The 17,476-nt window shown below is 57.1% G+C and carries 13 protein-coding genes and 1 riboswitch; of the genes, 8 read left to right on the top strand and 5 right to left on the bottom strand.

Going from position 1 to position 17,476, the window contains the following annotated elements; all coding sequences use genetic code 11:
- Positions 1-104: 104 nt before the first annotated feature.
- From RTN40_RS18515 to argE, 3 genes are all read right to left on the bottom strand, one after another.
- The gene (locus RTN40_RS18515) at positions 105-1,829 is read right to left on the bottom strand and encodes a phosphoethanolamine transferase CptA (protein WP_312229753.1); all 1,725 of its coding nucleotides are present in this window, start codon (positions 1,827-1,829) and stop codon (positions 105-107) included.
- A gap of 142 nt (positions 1,830-1,971) precedes the next feature.
- Positions 1,972-4,623, bottom strand: coding sequence for a phosphoenolpyruvate carboxylase (ppc, locus tag RTN40_RS18510; protein ID WP_312229752.1), 2,652 nt, complete (start codon positions 4,621-4,623; stop codon positions 1,972-1,974).
- A 238-nt stretch (positions 4,624-4,861) separates the two neighbouring features.
- Complete coding sequence (gene argE, locus RTN40_RS18505; protein WP_312229751.1) at positions 4,862-6,013, bottom strand: acetylornithine deacetylase; 1,152 nt, start codon at positions 6,011-6,013, stop codon at positions 4,862-4,864.
- A gap of 88 nt (positions 6,014-6,101) precedes the next feature.
- Between argE and argC the strand changes: the two genes are divergently transcribed.
- The 4 genes from argC to oxyR all read left to right on the top strand — a co-directional run bounded on the left by argC (position 6,102) and on the right by oxyR (position 10,403).
- A complete protein-coding gene (argC, locus tag RTN40_RS18500) occupies positions 6,102-7,106 on the top strand; it encodes an N-acetyl-gamma-glutamyl-phosphate reductase (protein WP_312229750.1) in 1,005 nt (334 codons plus the stop codon).
- Positions 7,107-7,112: 6 nt separating this feature from the next.
- Positions 7,113-7,889 (top strand): acetylglutamate kinase, encoded by a 777-nt coding sequence (argB, locus tag RTN40_RS18495; RefSeq protein WP_312229749.1) that lies wholly within the window; start codon positions 7,113-7,115, stop codon positions 7,887-7,889.
- A gap of 74 nt (positions 7,890-7,963) precedes the next feature.
- Positions 7,964-9,337 (top strand): argininosuccinate lyase, encoded by a 1,374-nt coding sequence (gene argH / locus RTN40_RS18490; RefSeq protein ID WP_312229748.1) that lies wholly within the window; start codon positions 7,964-7,966, stop codon positions 9,335-9,337.
- A gap of 148 nt (positions 9,338-9,485) precedes the next feature.
- On the top strand, positions 9,486-10,403 hold the full coding sequence (gene oxyR / locus RTN40_RS18485; RefSeq protein WP_103821652.1) for a DNA-binding transcriptional regulator OxyR: 918 nt from the start codon (positions 9,486-9,488) through the stop codon (positions 10,401-10,403).
- Here the strand turns inward: oxyR and sthA are convergent.
- Positions 10,386-11,786 (bottom strand): Si-specific NAD(P)(+) transhydrogenase, encoded by a 1,401-nt coding sequence (gene sthA / locus RTN40_RS18480; RefSeq protein WP_312229747.1) that lies wholly within the window; start codon positions 11,784-11,786, stop codon positions 10,386-10,388. The two genes, oxyR and sthA, sit on opposite strands and share 18 nt — an antisense overlap.
- A 231-nt stretch (positions 11,787-12,017) precedes the next feature.
- Here sthA and fabR point away from each other — a divergent pair, with 231 nt between their 5' ends.
- On the top strand, positions 12,018-12,656 hold the full coding sequence (fabR, locus tag RTN40_RS18475) for an HTH-type transcriptional repressor FabR (protein ID WP_268106387.1): 639 nt from the start codon (positions 12,018-12,020) through the stop codon (positions 12,654-12,656).
- A 10-nt stretch (positions 12,657-12,666) separates the two neighbouring features.
- Entirely contained in the window at positions 12,667-13,026 is a 360-nt protein-coding gene (locus RTN40_RS18470; RefSeq protein ID WP_103821649.1) for a YijD family membrane protein, read from the top strand.
- Between the two features lie 58 nt (positions 13,027-13,084).
- Here RTN40_RS18470 and trmA read toward each other — a convergent pair whose 3' ends face one another.
- Entirely contained in the window at positions 13,085-14,185 is a 1,101-nt protein-coding gene (trmA, locus tag RTN40_RS18465; protein WP_312229746.1) for a tRNA (uridine(54)-C5)-methyltransferase TrmA, read from the bottom strand.
- A 117-nt stretch (positions 14,186-14,302) separates the two neighbouring features.
- A riboswitch (cobalamin riboswitch) is annotated at positions 14,303-14,481 on the top strand.
- A 65-nt stretch (positions 14,482-14,546) separates the two neighbouring features.
- On the opposite strand from trmA, the gene btuB reads away from it, so the two are divergent.
- Together btuB and murI are read left to right on the top strand one after the other, a co-directional pair.
- Positions 14,547-16,391, top strand: a complete 1,845-nt coding sequence (gene btuB, locus RTN40_RS18460) for a TonB-dependent vitamin B12 receptor BtuB (protein ID WP_312229745.1) — start codon at positions 14,547-14,549, stop codon at positions 16,389-16,391.
- Positions 16,336-17,217: a glutamate racemase gene (murI, locus tag RTN40_RS18455; protein WP_312229744.1), complete on the top strand. Its 882-nt coding sequence runs from the start codon at positions 16,336-16,338 to the stop codon at positions 17,215-17,217. The genes btuB and murI overlap by 56 nt, the downstream gene beginning before the upstream one ends.
- The last annotated feature ends 259 nt before the right edge of the window (positions 17,218-17,476 follow it).

Here is a 17,476-nt window from a genome sequence, read left to right as displayed (position 1 = left end):
CCCGCTTTTGCGGGGATTTTTTTGCCCGGCGGCGCTACGCTGGCACGGGCCTACGGGTTGTGTAGGCCGGGTAAGCGTAGCGCCACCCGGCAGATCTGCTCTGTTTAATGCGTGACATTTAACGGCAACGCGTCATAGTCGTGCAGGGCGTTTTTCTTGTACGGATTACCAATCCAGCGCGTGGCCTGTACAAACTGCGGGCTGGCGATCGACCGGGTCGGATCAAAGCCGTCGTAGCGTAGCCCTGCCAGATCGGACCAGGTGTGGATCAGCTGCGAGCTGCTGTACTTACGGTCAACGTCGGCGGCCAGATCGCGCGGGTGGGTTTCCTGCCAGGACGGTGAGGTCCAAAGAATAAACGGAATGGTGTACATATGGCGCGTCGGGGCCTCTTCATTACGTCCCTGCATGTTATGCGGCGGCGTATCGTAAACCTCTTCACCGTGATCGGAGAAGTAGAGCAGGAAGCCGTTGGGATCGGTGGCTTTATAATCGTCGATTAGGCTGGCCAGCACGTGGTCATTAAAGCGGTTAGCGTTGTCGTAGGCGTTATAGGATGCCAGCTGCTCTGGACTCAGGCCCGCCGGAGCGCCCTCGCTTTTACCATCAAAGATGTTCCACTGTTCCGGATAGCGGTACGCGTATTTGATATGGGTACCCAGCAGATGCACGATGATGAACTTCTTCGGGGCAGGATCGGCCAGCACCTGTTTAAATGGCTCCAGCACGTTAGTGTCATACTCGCGCGCGCTCTGGGTGCGCTGCTGGTTCATATAGAACTGCTTGTCCGTCTGCTGTGAGAACACCGTCAGCATGGTGTTGCGTTCAGTCATGGTCTGCTGGTTGGTGATCCAGAACGTCTTGTACCCGGCCTGCTTCATCATGTTCATCAACGATGGTTTGGTCAGGTAGAGATCTGGGTTTTTCTCGTCGGCAAAGGTCAGCGCCTGCTGCAAAATTTCAATGGTGTAGGGGCGGGACGTCACCACGTGATTGAAGACCGTCAGATTTTTGTCGGTTTTATGCAGCTTATCCAGCTCCGGCGTGGTTTCACGCGGATAGCCGTAGAGACTCATATGGTTACGCTGCGTTGACTCGCCAATTACCAGTACCAGCGTGCGCGGCGCGCTGCCAGAGCTGTCCTGCAGGTTCGCCAGCGGCGGCAGGGCATTGTTGCTGTTCAGCAGTTTGGTCAGGCTTGCTAGCTGGTGGCGATACTCGACGTAGCCTGCCACAAACTGCCACGGGGCCGCGGGTTCAAGGCGGCCAGAGAGGCTAATCAGCGCGCGTTTAACGCTCTTCTTCTGAACCAGCACCTTATGCGCGATTGGGTTAACGATCAGCCCGTAGAGCATGGCGACGCAGACCAGCCAGCGCCAGGGCGTGGGAACCGTGACCGGGCGCAGGCGCGTCCACAGCAAAATCGCTACCGCCGTATAGCCCAGCGCCACCAGCACCAGCTTCAGGCTAAAGTACTGGCTCAGAAATTCGCTGGCCTCGCTGGTGTTGGACTCAAACATGACGTACAGAACGCTCTGGGAGAACTCCTGCCCATAAATAACGTAATAGCCCAGCGCAGCGAGCGAAGGAAGCCATAAAATGACGCCAATCACGGCCGCCGTCGTGCGGATCTGCCGAGGAAAAAGCAGCAGTGGAATAAGCCAAAGAGAGCTAAAGAGCAGGGAGTCGCGCAGGCCAACGGAGCCGCTGTAGCCGGTAATAATAATGGCTACCTGGAGAACAGAAGAGAAGTAACAGACGTAGAGCAAGGCCCACAGTAAGGCCTTCCAGCTAAAAGCGGCCTTCGCCGGGGAAGATGTAGAGAGCATAACAAAAACGTGCCTTATCAAAGTCGCTGGAGTAGCGCGCAAAGATTAAGCAGCGTTGCTTAAGTTAACCTTAACGAGACGGGGGATAATGAAAATAGCCGCTTCCCCCGTCCGATTGCGGGGGAAGCGGGGAAGGGCGAGATTAACCGGTGTTACGCATACCGGCCGCAACGCCGGCGATAGTTACCATCAGCGCCTGCTCCACGCGGGGATCCGGCTCTTTGCCTTCCTCCTCCGCCTGGCGCGAGCGGTGCAGCAGCTCGGCCTGTAGCACGTTGAGCGGATCGGTGTAGATGTTACGCAGCTGGATAGACTCCGCAATCCACGGCAGATCGGCCATCAGATGTGAGTCGTTGGCGATGGCCAGCACCGCCTTGATGTCATCCTCCAGCAGCTGACGCAGCTCGCTACCCAGCGGCCACAGCTCCTGTTTAACCAGGCGGCGGTCGTAGTAGTCAGCCAGCCAGAGGTCGGCTTTGGCGAACACCATCTCCAGCATCCCCAGACGGGTGGAGAAGAACGGCCAGTCGCGGCACATGGTCTCCAGATCGCTCTGTTTGCCCTCTTTCATCACCTTTTGCAGCGCCGCGCCCGCGCCTAACCAGGCAGGCAGCATCAGGCGGTTCTGCGTCCAGGCAAAGATCCACGGAATAGCGCGTAAAGATTCAACGCCGCCGGTGGCACGGCGCTTCGCCGGACGCGAGCCGAGCGGCAGCTTGCCCAGCTCCTGCTCCGGCGTTGCGGAACGGAAGTAGGGAACGAAATCTTCATTTTCACGTACGTAGCCGCGATACATCTCACAGGAGATATCCGACAGCTCGTCCATGATATGACGCCACTCCTCTTTCGGCTCCGGTGGCGGTAGCAGGTTGGCTTCCAGAATGGCGCTGGTGTAGAGCGACAGGCTGCTAACGGTGATTTCCGGCAGACCGTACTTGAAGCGGATCATCTCGCCCTGTTCCGTGACGCGCAGGCCGCCTTTCAGGCTGCCCGGCGGCTGAGAGAGCAGTGCCGCGTGAGCCGGGGCACCGCCGCGGCCAATAGAGCCGCCGCGACCGTGGAACAGCGTCAGCTCAATGCCCGCTTTCTCACAGGTCTTGATCAGCGTGTCCTGCGCCTGATACTGCGCCCAGGAGGCAGCCATCACGCCAGCGTCTTTTGCCGAGTCGGAATAGCCGATCATGACCATCTGTTTGCCTTGAATAAAGCCGCGATACCAGTCGATATTCAGCAGCTGGGTCATTACGTCGTTGGCGTTGTTCAGGTCGTCGAGGGTTTCAAACAGTGGCGCAACTGGCAGGGCAAAGGTGATCCCGGCCTCTTTCAGCAGCAGGTGAACGGCCAGTACGTCGGATGGGGTTTTCGCCATTGAGATGACATAGGCGGCAACGGAGCCTTGCGGCGCATCAACGATCGCTTTACAGGTGTTAAACACTTCGCGGGTTTCGTTGCTTGGCTCCCAGCTGCGTGGCAGCAGGGGACGCTTAGAGTTCAGCTCGCGGATCAGGAACGCCTGCTTGTCGGCTTCAGACCAGCTTTCGTAGTCGCCAATGCCGAGATAGCGGGTCAGCTCACCCAGCGCTTCGGTATGGCGAGTGCTCTCCTGACGGACATCGATACGCACCAGCGGCACGCCAAAGCACTTCACGCGGCGCAGGGTATCCAGTAGCTCGCCGTTGGCGATGATGCCCATCCCGCAGGCCTGGAGTGATTTATAGCAGGCATAGAGCGGCTCCCACAGCTGCTCATTCTGGCTGATCAGGCCAGCCGGTTTCGGCAAGCGCTGGCCCTTCAGGCGCGCCTCCAGCCAGGTCTGGGTCGCCATCAGCTGGCCGCGCAGGCCCTTCATCAGATAGCGATACGGCTCGCTTGCACCCGCCTCGCCAACCAGCTCGCTCAGCTCGTCGGTACACTCCACCATCGACAGCTCAGAAATGAGCACCTGAATATCCTTCAGGAACAGATCGGTGGCTTTCCAGCGGCTCAGCAGCAGCACGTGGCGGGTGATCTCCGCGGTGACGTTCGGGTTGCCGTCGCGGTCACCGCCCATCCAGGAGGTAAAGCGCACCGGGACAAAATCCACCGGCAGCTTATAGCCAAGGTTCTCGTCCAGCTGCTCGTTCAGCTCGCGCAGGTAGTTCGGCACGCCCTCCCAGAGGCTATTTTCCACCACCGCAAAGCCCCATTTGGCTTCGTCAACCGGGCTGGGGCGATGCTTGCGGATCTCATCGGTATGCCAGGACTGGGCAATCAGCTGGCGCAGGCGGCGCATCAGCTGGTTGCGTTCATAATCGACAATCTCTTTGTTATCCAGCTGCTTGAGGCAGTTGTTGACCTCGACCATCTTGTGGATCAGGGTTCGGCGGGTGATCTCTGTCGGGTGCGCGGTCAGCACCAGCTCCAGCGACAGCGACTCCACCGCTTTTTTAATCGTGGCTTCATTGAGATCGGGTTGCTCCTTCAGCTTCCTGAGGGTGCGGGCAATCACTTCCGGGTTGCTGGCCGCTTCGCCCTGCGGCGAAATACTGTGGTACTGCTCAGCGGTATTCGCCAGATTCAGAAACTGGCTAAAGGCGCGGGCGACCGGCAGCAGCTCGTCATTTGACAGAGTTTGCAGCGTGGTGAGCAGCTCCTGGCGGTTGGCTTCGTTGCCAGCGCGTGAGGATTTAGACAGCTTACGGATCGTTTCGACGCGATCGAGAATGTTCTCTCCCAGCGCTTCTTTAATGGTTTCTCCCAGCAGTTTGCCGAGCATACTGACATTACTACGCAAAGCGGAATATTGTTCGTTCATGTTAACCCAGACACCCCATCTCAATTTTAAATGTCCTGTATCTGAAATCTGCCGGACATTTTTCTCAGTTGTTCTTTATAAAGCCACGTAAAAACCCGTGCGTCAATTGCGGCGAAATCGGTTCAGCAACCGAATAAACGTGCGTAATTTACGAAATTTAATTCGCTTTACAGCAGATAAGTAGAACTTATGTTAACTACGACTTTTGTACCCCCTCCCGCAGGAGAGGGCAGCGGCATCAGTGCCAGCAAAAGTGATGCACGACCTGGGTAATCAGCTCCCGGGTGGGCTTGATAAAGCGCGTCTCCAGGTACTCATCCGGCTGGTGGGCCTGATTAATGGAGCCAGGGCCGAGCACCAGAGTCGGGCAGAGCGTCTGGATAAACGGCGCTTCGGTGCAGTAGTTCACCACGTCAGTTTTTGCGCCGAGCAGCTTCTCTACCACCTGCACTAGCTGGTGATCCGGCGGACATTCGTAGCCCGGGATTGGCGGATGCAGCTCGGCAACGTTCAGACGCCCCGGCCAGCGCTCGCTTACCGGGGCCAGCGCATCGTTCACCAGGCCGTTGAGATCGTTCAGCGTCATGCCCGGCAGGGGACGAATATCCATATGCAGCTCGCAGCAGGCGCAAATGCGGTTGGAGGCATCGCCGCCGTGCAGGCTGCCGAGGTTCAGCGTCGGATAGGGTACGGTAAAGGCCTCAAAATGATAGCGCTCCTTCAGGGAGTCGCGCAGCTGCATCAGGCGACCAATGGCGTCATGCATCAGCTCGATGGCGTTGACGCCGCGCGCCGGATCGCTGGAGTGCCCCGACTGGCCCAGCACCCGTACCGCTGTGGAAATGTGGCCCTTGTGGGCGCGGATCGGCTGCAACGAGGTCGGTTCACCGATAATGGCGCAGTCCGGGCGAATCGAGGTGTTTTCAGAGAAGTAGCGTGCCCCCGCCATGCTGGTCTCTTCGTCGGCAGTAGCGAGGATGTAGAGCGGCTTTTTCAGCTTCGTTACATCCACGTCACGCAGCGCATCAAGAATAAAGGCGAAGAAACCCTTCATGTCCGCCGTCCCGAGGCCGTAGAGCTTGTTCTCATGCTCGGTCAGAGTGAACGGGTCGCGGGTCCAGCGGCCATCGTCAAAGGGCACCGTATCAGTATGTCCGGCCAGCAGCAGGCCGCCCGCGCCCTGGCCAATGCTGGCCAGCATATTGAATTTATTGCGCGTGTCTGGCACCGGCTGGATCTCAACGTTAAACCCGAGGTCGCCAAACCACCCACCCAGCAGATTGATTAAAGACGCATTGCTCTGATCCAGCGCTTCTTCCGTGGCGCTGATCGACGGCGTGGCTATCAGGGCGCGGTAGATCTCGATAAATGGCGGTAAATTCATTTTCATTGTTGACACACCTTAGGTCGTGATAGTATCAATATTCATGCAGTAAATGTGAATAAAAATACATTGACGTTGAGCATAAAGGAACCCGATGTTGAATACGCTGATTGTGGGCGCTAGCGGTTATGCGGGCGCAGAGCTTGTAAGCTACGTGAATCGCCATCCTCATATGACCATAACCGCTTTGACCGTGTCAGCGCAAAGCAATGATGCAGGAAAATTAATCTCCGATCTGCACCCGCAGCTGAAAGGCATTGTCGATCTGCCCCTGCAGCCGATGTCCGATATCAGCGAGTTTGTTGAGGGCGTCGATGTGGTGTTTCTGGCGACTGCCCACGAGGTGAGTCACGACCTGGCCCCGCAGTTTTTGGCGGCAGGCTGCGTGGTGTTCGACCTCTCCGGCGCGTTCCGTGTCAACGACGCTGCGTTCTATGAAAAATTCTATGGCTTCACCCACCAGCATCCGCAGCTGCTTGAGCAGGCGGTGTATGGCCTGGCGGAGTGGAGTGCTGACAAACTGAAAGAGGCGCAGCTGGTGGCCGTACCGGGCTGCTACCCGACGGCAGCGCAGCTGTCGCTGAAGCCGCTGATCGACGCCGGGCTGCTGGATCTCAACCAGTGGCCGGTGATCAACGCCACCAGCGGCGTCAGCGGTGCCGGGCGCAAGGCGGCAATCTCAAACAGCTTCTGCGAAGTGAGCCTGCAGCCGTACGGTATTTTTAACCATCGCCACCATCCTGAAATTACGACTCATCTGGGTACGGATGTGATTTTTACGCCGCATCTGGGCAGCTTCCCGCGCGGGATCCTTGAGACCATCACCTGCCGCCTGAAGCCGGGCGTGACAAAAGAGCAGGTTGCGGTCACTTACCTGCAGGCGTATGCCGATAAGCCGCTGGTGCGTCTCTATGACAAAGGTGTTCCGGCGTTGAAAAACGTGGTCGGTCTGCCGTTCTGCGATATTGGCTTTGCCGTGCAGGATGAGCATCTGATTATCGTCGCCGCAGAAGATAACCTACTCAAAGGCGCTGCCGCCCAGGCAATGCAGTGTGCAAATATTCGTTTCGGCTATCCTGAAACGCAGTCTCTTATTTAAGGTGTGATGATGAACCCATTAATTATCAAACTCGGTGGTGTACTGCTGGACAGCGAAGAAGCGCTGGCGCGTCTGTTTACCGCCCTGGTTAACTATCGCGAATCACATCAACGTCCGCTGGTGATCGTTCACGGTGGCGGCTGCGTGGTCGATGAGCTGATGAAGCAGCTTAACCTGCCGGTGACCAAGAAAAATGGCCTGCGCGTCACGCCTGCCGATCAGATCGATATTATTACCGGCGCGCTGGCGGGCACCGCCAACAAAACGCTGCTGGCCTGGGCGAAGAAACATAAGATCGCTTCGGTTGGCCTGTTCCTCGGCGACGGTGATAGCGTGACGGTCACCCAGCTCGATGACGATCTGGGCCACGTGGGCCAGGCGCAGCCGGGTTCACCTGAGCTGATTAATACGCTGCTGGCAGGCGGTTTCCTGCCGGTTGTTAGCTCTATCGGCGTAACCGAAGAGGGCCTGCTGATGAACGTCAATGCCGATCAGGCGGCGACGGCGCTGGCGGCAACGCTCGGCGCAGATCTGATCCTGCTCTCCGACGTGAGCGGTATTCTGGACGGTAAAGGCCAGCGCATCGCCGAGATGACGGCGGCGAAAGCCGAGCAGCTGATCGCCCAGGGCATTATTACTGACGGCATGATCGTTAAGGTTAACGCCGCGCTGGACGCCGCCCGCACGCTGGGCCGCCCGGTGGACATCGCCTCCTGGCGTCACGCGGAGCAGCTTCCGGCGCTGTTCAACGGCACGCCGATTGGCACACGTATTTTGGCGTAAGCGTTTTTGCATTAATGTAGGTCGGGTAAGCGCAGCGCCACCCGACAGAAATAAACGAATAAAGGAAGAGAGTTATGGCACTTTGGGGTGGGCGTTTTACACAGGCAGCGGATCAACGGTTCAAACAGTTCAATGACTCTTTGCGCTTCGACTACCGCCTGGCCGAACAGGATATCGTCGGCTCTGTGGCCTGGTCCAAAGCGCTGGTGACGGTGGGCGTACTGACCGCCGATGAGCAAGCGCAGTTAGAAGAGGCGCTGAACAACCTGCTGGAAGAGGTGCGTCTTAACCCGGAGCAGATCCTCGAGAGCGACGCCGAAGACATCCATAGCTGGGTGGAAGGCAAGCTGATCGACAAGGTTGGTCCGTTGGGTAAAAAACTGCACACCGGCCGCAGCCGTAACGACCAGGTGGCAACCGATCTGAAGCTGTGGTGTAAAGACACCGTAGCCGAACTGCTGGCGGCAAACCGTCAGCTGCAAAGCGCGCTGGTCGAAACCGCACAGGCGAACCAGGACGCAGTGATGCCGGGCTATACCCACCTGCAGCGCGCACAGCCGGTGACCTTTGCTCACTGGTGTCTGGCCTATGTTGAGATGCTGACCCGTGACGAAAGCCGCCTGCAGGATGCCCTGAAGCGTCTGGACGTTAGCCCGCTGGGCTGCGGCGCGCTGGCGGGGACGGCCTATGAGATCGATCGCGAGCAGCTGGCGGGCTGGTTAGGCTTTGCCAGTGCGACCCGCAATAGCCTTGATACCGTATCCGACCGCGACCACGTGTTAGAGCTGCTCTCTAACGCCTCTATCGGCATGGTGCATCTATCGCGCTTTGCCGAAGATCTGATCTTCTTTAACACCGGTGAAGCGGGCTTTGTTGAACTCTCCGATCGCGTCACCTCCGGCTCGTCCCTGATGCCGCAGAAGAAAAACCCGGATGCGCTGGAGCTGATCCGGGGTAAATGCGGCCGCGTGCAGGGCGCGCTGACCGGCATGATGATGACCCTGAAAGGGCTGCCGCTGGCCTATAACAAAGATATGCAGGAAGACAAAGAGGGGCTATTCGATGCCCTCGACACCTGGCTGGACTGCCTGCATATGGCTGCGCTGGTGCTGGATGGTATCCAGGTGAAACGTCCGCGCTGCCAGGAAGCGGCGCAGCAGGGCTACGCTAACGCCACCGAACTGGCGGACTATCTGGTCGCGAAGGGCGTGCCGTTCCGTGAAGCGCACCATATTGTCGGTGAAGCGGTGGTGGAAGCCATTGCTCAGGGTAAACCGCTGGAGGATCTGGCCCTGGCCGATCTGCAAAAATTCAGCAGCGCGATCGGCGACGATGTCTATCCGATACTCTCCCTGCAATCCTGTCTGGATAAGCGTGCGGCGAAGGGTGGTGTATCGCCAACGCAGGTCGCGCAGGCCATCAGCGACGCCAGAGCACGCCTGATTTAATCGCACTGATATAAGAGATGCCGGGCCTGAACCCGGCTTTTTTTTATACAAAAAATGGCATGCGGGGTCAGAGAGTGCTTGATAGGGATAATCATTGATTGCTATTCTATCTATCGCCATGAACTATCGTGGCGTCGGAGGATGAATAATGAATATTCGTGATCTTGAATACCTGGTAGCGTTAGCCGAACACCGTCATTTCCGCCGGGCAGCCGACTCCTGCCACGTTAGTCAGCCCACCCTGAGCGGGCAGATCCGCAAGCTGGAAGATGAGCTGGGCGTGATGCTGCTGGAGCGTACCAGCCGCAAGGTGCTGTTTACCCAGGCCGGCCTGCTGCTGGTGGATCAGGCGCGCACCGTGTTGCGCGAGGTCAAAGTGCTCAAGGAGATGGCAAGCCAGCAGGGAGAGACCATGTCCGGTCCGCTGCATATTGGCCTGATCCCGACCGTTGGGCCTTACCTGCTGCCGCAGATTATTCCCCTGCTGCATCAAACTTTCCCTAAGCTGGAGATGTATCTGCACGAAGCGCAGACCCAACAGCTGCTGGCCCAGCTGGACAGCGGCAAGCTGGACTGTGCCATTCTGGCGCTGGTGAAAGAGAGCGAAGCCTTTATCGAAGTCCCGCTGTTTGATGAGCCGATGATGCTGGCGATCTATGAAGATCACCCGTGGGCGAATCGCGATCGTGTCCCAATGGCCGATCTGGCAGGCGAAAAGCTGCTGATGTTAGAGGATGGCCACTGCCTGCGCGATCAGGCGATGGGCTTTTGCTTCGAAGCAGGCGCTGACGAAGATACGCATTTCCGTGCCACCAGCCTTGAAACGCTGCGTAATATGGTCGCTGCCGGTAGCGGCATTACTCTTCTGCCTGCGCTGGCCGTACCGTCTGAACGCAAACGCGACGGAGTAATCTACCTGCCGTGCATTAAGCCGGAGCCGAAGCGCACTATCGGGCTGGTCTACCGTCCGGGATCGCCACTGCGCAGCCGCTATGAGCAGCTGGCTGAGGCCATCCGTACCACGATGGATGGCCATTTCGACAGGGCGTTAAAAGAGGCGGTTTAAGCCGTTTAGCGCCGCTACCCGGTAGGCTTCTGCCATGGTCGGGTAGTTAAAGGTGGTGTTAACGAAGTATTCAATGGTGTTACCGCCGCCTTTCTGCTCCATAATTGCCTGGCCGATATGAATAATTTCGGCCGCGCGCTCGCCAAAGCAGTGGATCCCCAGAATCTCTTTCGTCTCGCGGTGGAACAGGATCTTCAGCGTCCCAACGCTCATACCCACAATCTGCGCCCGTGCCAGGTGCTTGAACTGCGCCCGACCTACTTCATAAGGCACCTTCATTGCCGTTAGCTGCTGCTCTGTTTTACCGACCGAACTGATCTCCGGAATGGTGTAGATCCCCGTCGGGATATCTTCCACCAGATGCGCCGTCGCTTCGCCTTTAATCATTGCCTGAGCGGCAATGCGCCCCTGATCGTAGGCGGCAGAAGCCAGGCTTGGATAGCCAATGACGTCGCCCACGGCGTAGATATGCGGCTGTGCGGTCTGGTACATGCTGTTGACCTTCAGCAGTCCACGCCCGTCGGCTTCCAGCCCGACGTTTGCCAGCTGCAGGCTATCGGTATTGCCGGTGCGTCCGTTAGCATAGAGCAGGCAGTCGGCCTTGAGCTTTTTGCCCGACTTGAGGTGCATAATCACCCCGTCGTCCGTCCCCTCAATCTGCTCGTACTCTTCGTTGTGGCGGATCACCACCCCGTTGTTCCAGAAGTGGTAAGAGAGCGAGTCCGACATCTCCTGATCGAGGAATGCCAGCAAGCGATCGCGGGTGTTGATCAGATCGACTTTGACATCCATTCCCCGGAAGATCGAGGCGTATTCACAGCCAATCACCCCAGCGCCGTAGATGATCACATGGCGTGGCTCATGCTGCATGCTAAGGATGGAGTCGCTGTCATAGACGCGCGGATGGGCAAAATCGACGTCTGCCGGATGGTAGGGGCGGGAGCCGCAGGCGATAACAAACTTCTCTGCCGTCAGCGTCTCTACCGTACCGTCATGGCACTCCAGCGCCAGCGTATGGGCATCAATAAAGTGGGCGTCGCCCTGCAAAATTTCACAGCGGTTACGCTCGTAAAATCCCTGACGCATCCGCGTCTGCTGGTTGATCACACTGTCGGCGTGGTTAAGGATGTCGGCAAAGGAAGAACGCAGAAGGCGGGAGTGGTCGCTGTAGAGAGGATTTTGATTAAATTCGATAATACGGCTGACTGCGTGGCGAAGCGCCTTTGAGGGGATGGTGCCCCAGTGGGTGCATCCGCCGCCCACGTTATGGTATCGCTCAAGGACGGCGACCCTGGCATTTTGTTTAACCAGCCCCATGGCAGCGCCTTCGCCACCGGGACCGGAACCTATCACTATTGCATCGTAATCGTAAGTGTGTGGCATGGTAGGGCTTACCTGTTCTTATACATAAAAACAACATAATAGTAACATCGTTAAGGGGATAACCCAATTATCGCTCTGTTTTTTTGCCGGACTATTTTTTTATTCTGCTTGCGCACGCATTAACGTCATTAAAGGTGCAACAGCATGTAAACAGTCATTCACAAAGCCAGGGAAACCGATTAGCTTATCTCTGGTATAGTGCCAGCAGGCCTTTGGAAGGATTCAAACATCGTGATGGGCGTTAGAGCGCAACAAAAAGAACGAACCCGGCGTTCGCTGGTGGAAGCGGCATTTAGTCAGTTAAGCGCTGAGCGGAGTTTTGCCAGCCTGAGCCTGCGCGAAGTGGCGCGCGAGGCGGGAATTGCCCCAACGTCATTTTATCGCCATTTTCGCGATGTGGACGAGCTTGGCCTGACAATGGTTGACGAGAGCGGTCTGATGCTGCGTCAGCTGATGCGCCAGGCGCGCCAGCGTATTGCCAAGGGCGGGAGCGTGATCCGCACCTCCGTCTCTACCTTTATGGAGTTTATCGGCAATAATCCTAACGCGTTTCGCCTGCTGCTGCGCGAACGTTCAGGCACCTCCAGCGCCTTTCGTGCCGCCGTTGCCCGTGAGATCCAGCACTTTATTGCGGAACTTGCCGACTATCTCGAACTCGAAAGCCATATGCCGCGGGCGTTCACCGAGGCACAGGCCGAAGCGATGGTCACTATTGTATTCAGCGCCGGCGCAGAAGCGCTGGATGTCGGTCCTGAGCAGCGCAGGCAGCTGGAAGAGCGTCTGGTGCTGCAACTGAGGATGATTTCGAAGGGCGCTTACTACTGGTATCGCCGTGAGCAGGAAAGAATGTCGCATCAACCCGATGAGTGAAGGACGAGTAATGAAACAGTCAGGTCAAGATAAAGGTACGCTACTGCTGGCGCTGATCGCTGGCTTATCCATTAACGGTACGTTTACGGCGATTTTTAGCTCGATCGTGCCGTTCTCGCTGTTCCCGGTTATCTCACTGGTGCTGGCGGTCTACTGTCTGCATCAGCGCTATCAAAACCGCACCATGCCGCTGGGGCTGCCAGCGCTGGCCGCCGCCTGCTTTATCTTAGGCGTGCTGCTCTACAGCGCAGTAGTACGGGCCGAGTACCCGGCCATTGGTTCTAACTTTGTCCCTGCCGTGCTGTCGGTGGTGCTGGTATTCTGGATTGGCTACCGCCTGCGTAACCGCAAGCACGAGCTGACAGAGTAAATAAGAGTGTAGGCCGGATAAGCGTAGCGCCATCCGGCGTTTTCGACGGGTGGCAGGTTTATTTTCTGGTCAGCAGAACCCCACACTCCATATGGTGCGTGTAGGGGAACTGATCGAACAGTGCCAGGCGTTCAACCTGATGCGTCTGGCTGAAGGTCTCGAGGTTCTGGCACAGCGTCTCCGGGTTGCAGGAGATGTACAGAATACGCGGATAGGCCTGCACCATCTTCTCCGTTTCGCTATCCAGCCCGCTACGCGGCGGATCGACAAAAATCGTCTCGCAGCGATAGCCTTTCAAATCGACGCCCTGCAGGCGGTTAAACTCGCGTACCCCGTTCATCGCCTGGGTAAACTCCTCCGCCGCCATACGGATAATCTGCACGTTGTCGATCTGGTTGGCGGCAATGTTGTACTGCGCCGCCGCTACCGACGGCTTAGCGATTTCGGTCGCCAGCACGCGATCGAAGTTGCGCGCCAGCGCCAGGGAGAAGTTGCCGTTGCCGCAGTAAAGCTCCAACAGGTCGCCGGTTGAACCTGCGGTAACGTCCAACGCCCACTCCAGCATCTGAATGTTCATCGCCGCATTAGGCTGGGTGAAGCTGTTCTCTACCTGACGATAAATCATCTCCCGGCCCGCCACCGGCAGGCGCTCGTCAACGTAGTCCCGATCCAGCATAACCTTGGTCTTAGTCGCCCGGCCAATAATGTGCACGTTCAGACCCTGCGCCTGCAGTGCATCACGCAAGGCCTGCGCCTCGGCCTGCCACGTCTCGTCCAGCTTTTTATGGTACAGCAGGGTCACGATAGCTTGATTACTCAGAGTGCTCAGGTAATCAATCTGGAACAGCTTGTGGCGCAGGACATTATTGCTCCGCACGCTGTCCATTATTGCCGTCATTAACTGGTTGATCAGGGCGCTGGCGGCTGGGAAACTATCCACGCGGATCCGGCTTTTGGTCTGCTGATCGAAGATGATGTGGTACAGGTCATCTCCGTCGTGCCAGACACGAAACTCGGCCCGCATCCGGTAATGGCTGACAGGAGAACGAAACACCTCCGGCGCAGGCGCGGAAAATGGGGTCATCATCTTTTGCAGACGGACCACTTTTTCGGCCAGCTGAGCGTCGTACTGTTCTATCGGAAGGTGTTCGGGGGTCATGATGCGTCCTGAGTGAAAATAGATTACGCGGGGATTGTAGGGATTGTGCGCGTATTGTCCAGCCCCGACGTTTTGCGTTTTCTTATCTTAGCAGTCTGGACATCTATAACTACCTACAGGTAGCATCCACGCTCCGGTCCTGTGAGTTAAAAGGGAATCCAGTGAAAATCTGGGGCTGACGCGCAGCGGTAAGGTGAGTTGGGGTGATAGCGAAAGCAGACACTGCTGCAAGGCGGGAAGTCATCACTCTGAAATATCTCCAAGCCCGAAGACCTGCCGGTATACGTCGCACTTGGCTCATATCATCGCGTGCTATTGATGGGGCCTGCGGCATCCTCCTTATATTATGGATGCTTTTACAATGATAAAAAAAGCTTCGCTGATGACGGCGCTCTCCGTCACGGCATTTTCCGGCTGGGCGCAGGACAGCAATCCGGACACGTTGGTCATCACCGCAAACCGTTTTCAGCAGCCGGTAAAAACGGTGCTGGCTCCGGTCAGCATTGTCACCCGTCAGGATATCGATCGCTGGCAGTCAACCTCCTTAACCGATGTGATGCGTCGTCTGCCTGGCGTAGATATCTCGCAAAACGGCGGCATGGGGCAGATCTCTTCTCTGTATGTGCGCGGCACTAACTCCAGCCATGTGCTGATTCTGGTCGACGGCGTAAGACTCAACCAGGCAGGCGTCAGCGGTTCGTCCGATCTTAGTCAGTTCCCGTTGGCTCTGGTGCAGCGCATCGAGTACATCCGCGGTCCGCGTTCGGCAGTGTATGGCTCCGATGCTATCGGCGGAGTGGTGAACATCATCACCACGCGCGAGAAAAACGGCACGACGCTGTCGGCAGGCATTGGGTCGAAAGGCTACCAGAACTATGAGGCCAGCACGCAGCAGAACCTGGGCGACAACACCCGCGTGACGCTGGCGGGCGACTACACCTATACCAAAGGCTTTGATATCGGTGCCGAAGGGAATACCGGCGGCCTGGCGCAGCCCGATCGCGACGGATTTATGAGCAAAACGCTGTACGGTGCGCTGGAGCATAGCTTCTCTGAAGAGTGGAGCGGCTTCGTGCGCGGCTACGGCTATGACAACCGTACCGACTATGAAGGCTACTACAGCAGCTTTACGCCTGACGTGCTGGTGGATACGCGTCAGCTCTACAGCCAAACCTGGGATGCGGGTCTGCGCTTCAATGGCGATATCTTCCGCTCTCAGTTGCTTACCAGCTATGGCCACAGCAAGGACTTCAACTACGATCCGCACCTGGGGCGCTACGATTCCAACGCCACGCTGGATGAGATCAAACAGTATAATGTGCAGTGGGCGAATACCGTTGACGTCGGGCAGGGCAACGTTGGTGCGGGCATCGACTGGCAGAAGCAGAGCACCGAACCGGGAACCAACTACGTCGAGGAGGGCTATGACCAGCGCAATACCGGCGTCTACCTGACCGGGCTGCAGCAGCTGGGTGACTTTACGCTGGAAGGCGCGGTGCGTAGCGATGACAGCTCGCAGTTTGGCCGTCACGGCACCTGGCAGAGCAGCGCGGGCTGGGAGTTCATCGAAGGCTATCGTTTTATCGCTTCCTATGGCACGGCGTATAAAGCACCTAACCTCGGCCAGCTGTATGGCTTCTACGGCAATGACGATCTCAACCCGGAAGAGAGCAAGCAGTGGGAAGGGGCCTTTGAAGGCCTGACGGCAGGTGTGAACTGGCGCGTCTCCGGCTACCGTAATGACGTAGACAACCTGATCGACTATGACGATCACCTCATGAAGTACTACAACGTGGGTAAGGCGCGTATTAAAGGCGTGGAAGCGACGGCATCCTTCGATACCGGCCCGCTGGAACACAGTGTGAGCTACGACTACGTCGACTCGCGTAATGCAATCACTGACGAGCCGCTGGCACGTCGTGCGAAGCAGCAGGTGAAGTATCAGCTCGACTGGCAGGTGTACGATCTGGACTGGAGCGTAACCTATCACTACCTGGGCACGCGTTACGATACGGACTACACCACCTACCAGCGCGTGAAGATGGGCGGTGTCAGTCTGTGGGATGCAGCAGTGTCGTATCCGATCACCTCACAGTTCACCGTTCGTGGTAAAATAGCCAACCTGTTCGATAAAGATTACGAGACAGTTTATGGCTATCACACTGCAGGACGAGAATACACCGTTTCTGGCAGCTACACCTTCTGATCCAAGACCCACCGTGCTGGTGTTTGACTCTGGCGTCGGTGGGCTATCGGTCTATGATGAGATTCGGCGCCTCCTGCCGGATCTCCATTATATCTATGCGTTCGATAACGTCGCCTTTCCATATGGAGAGAAGTCAGAAGCGTTTATCGTTGAGCGGGTGGTAGAGATTGTCACCGCCGTTCAGGCGCGCTATCCGCTCTCTCTGGCGGTGATTGCCTGTAATACTGCCAGCACCGTCTCGCTTCCTGCCCTGCGCGAAAAGTTCGGATTTCCTGTCGTGGGCGTTGTGCCTGCTATTAAGCCTGCGGCACGTTTAACCGCCAACCGCATCGTTGGGCTGCTGGCAACCCGCGGCACGGTAAAGCGCCCTTATACACATGAGCTTATTCAGCGCTTTGCTAATGAGTGCCACTTTGAGCTGCTGGGATCGTCTGAGCTGGTGGAAATGGCCGAGGCGAAGCTGCATGGTGAACCGGTCTCCCTCGACAGGCTGCGTCGTATTCTTCGCCCATGGTTGCGGATGGCGGAGCCGCCGGATACCGTTGTCCTCGGCTGCACCCATTTTCCACTCCTTCAGGAGGAGCTGTTGCAGGTGCTACCGGAGGGAACCCGGCTGGTGGATTCGGGGGCGGCGATTGCCCGTCGCACGGCGTGGCTTCTTGAGCACGACGCACCCGATGCTAAATCCTCCGATGAAAATATCGCATACTGTATGGAAGTGACTCCGGAAGCTGTGCAATTAATGCCCGTTTTGCAGCGATACGGCTTCAAATCGCTTGAAAAATTAGCAACAGACAGCGGGTTTGCACAAAAAAGAGACGCTTGAAAGATTTTTTGAAATTAGCTCTTGTCAGCCCGGAATAACTCCCTATAATGCGCCTCCACTGACACGGAACAACGGCACGCAAGCCGCCGGGTCAGCAGGAACTTCTCCGGAAGTTCTGCCAGAGAAAAGCGAAAATAAATGCTTGACTCTGGATGAGGAAAACGTATTATACGGGACCTCGCAACGGTGAGCGAAAGCCGCGTTGCACTGCTCTTTAACAATTTATCAGACAATCTGTGTGGGCACTCGAAGACATGGA

The sequence above is a fragment of the Pseudescherichia sp. genome (assembly GCF_031987975.1).
Classification (GTDB): domain Bacteria; phylum Pseudomonadota; class Gammaproteobacteria; order Enterobacterales; family Enterobacteriaceae; genus Pseudescherichia.
Note: the sequence above shows the minus strand (reverse complement) of the source record. Positions and strands in the feature narration are given on the sequence as shown.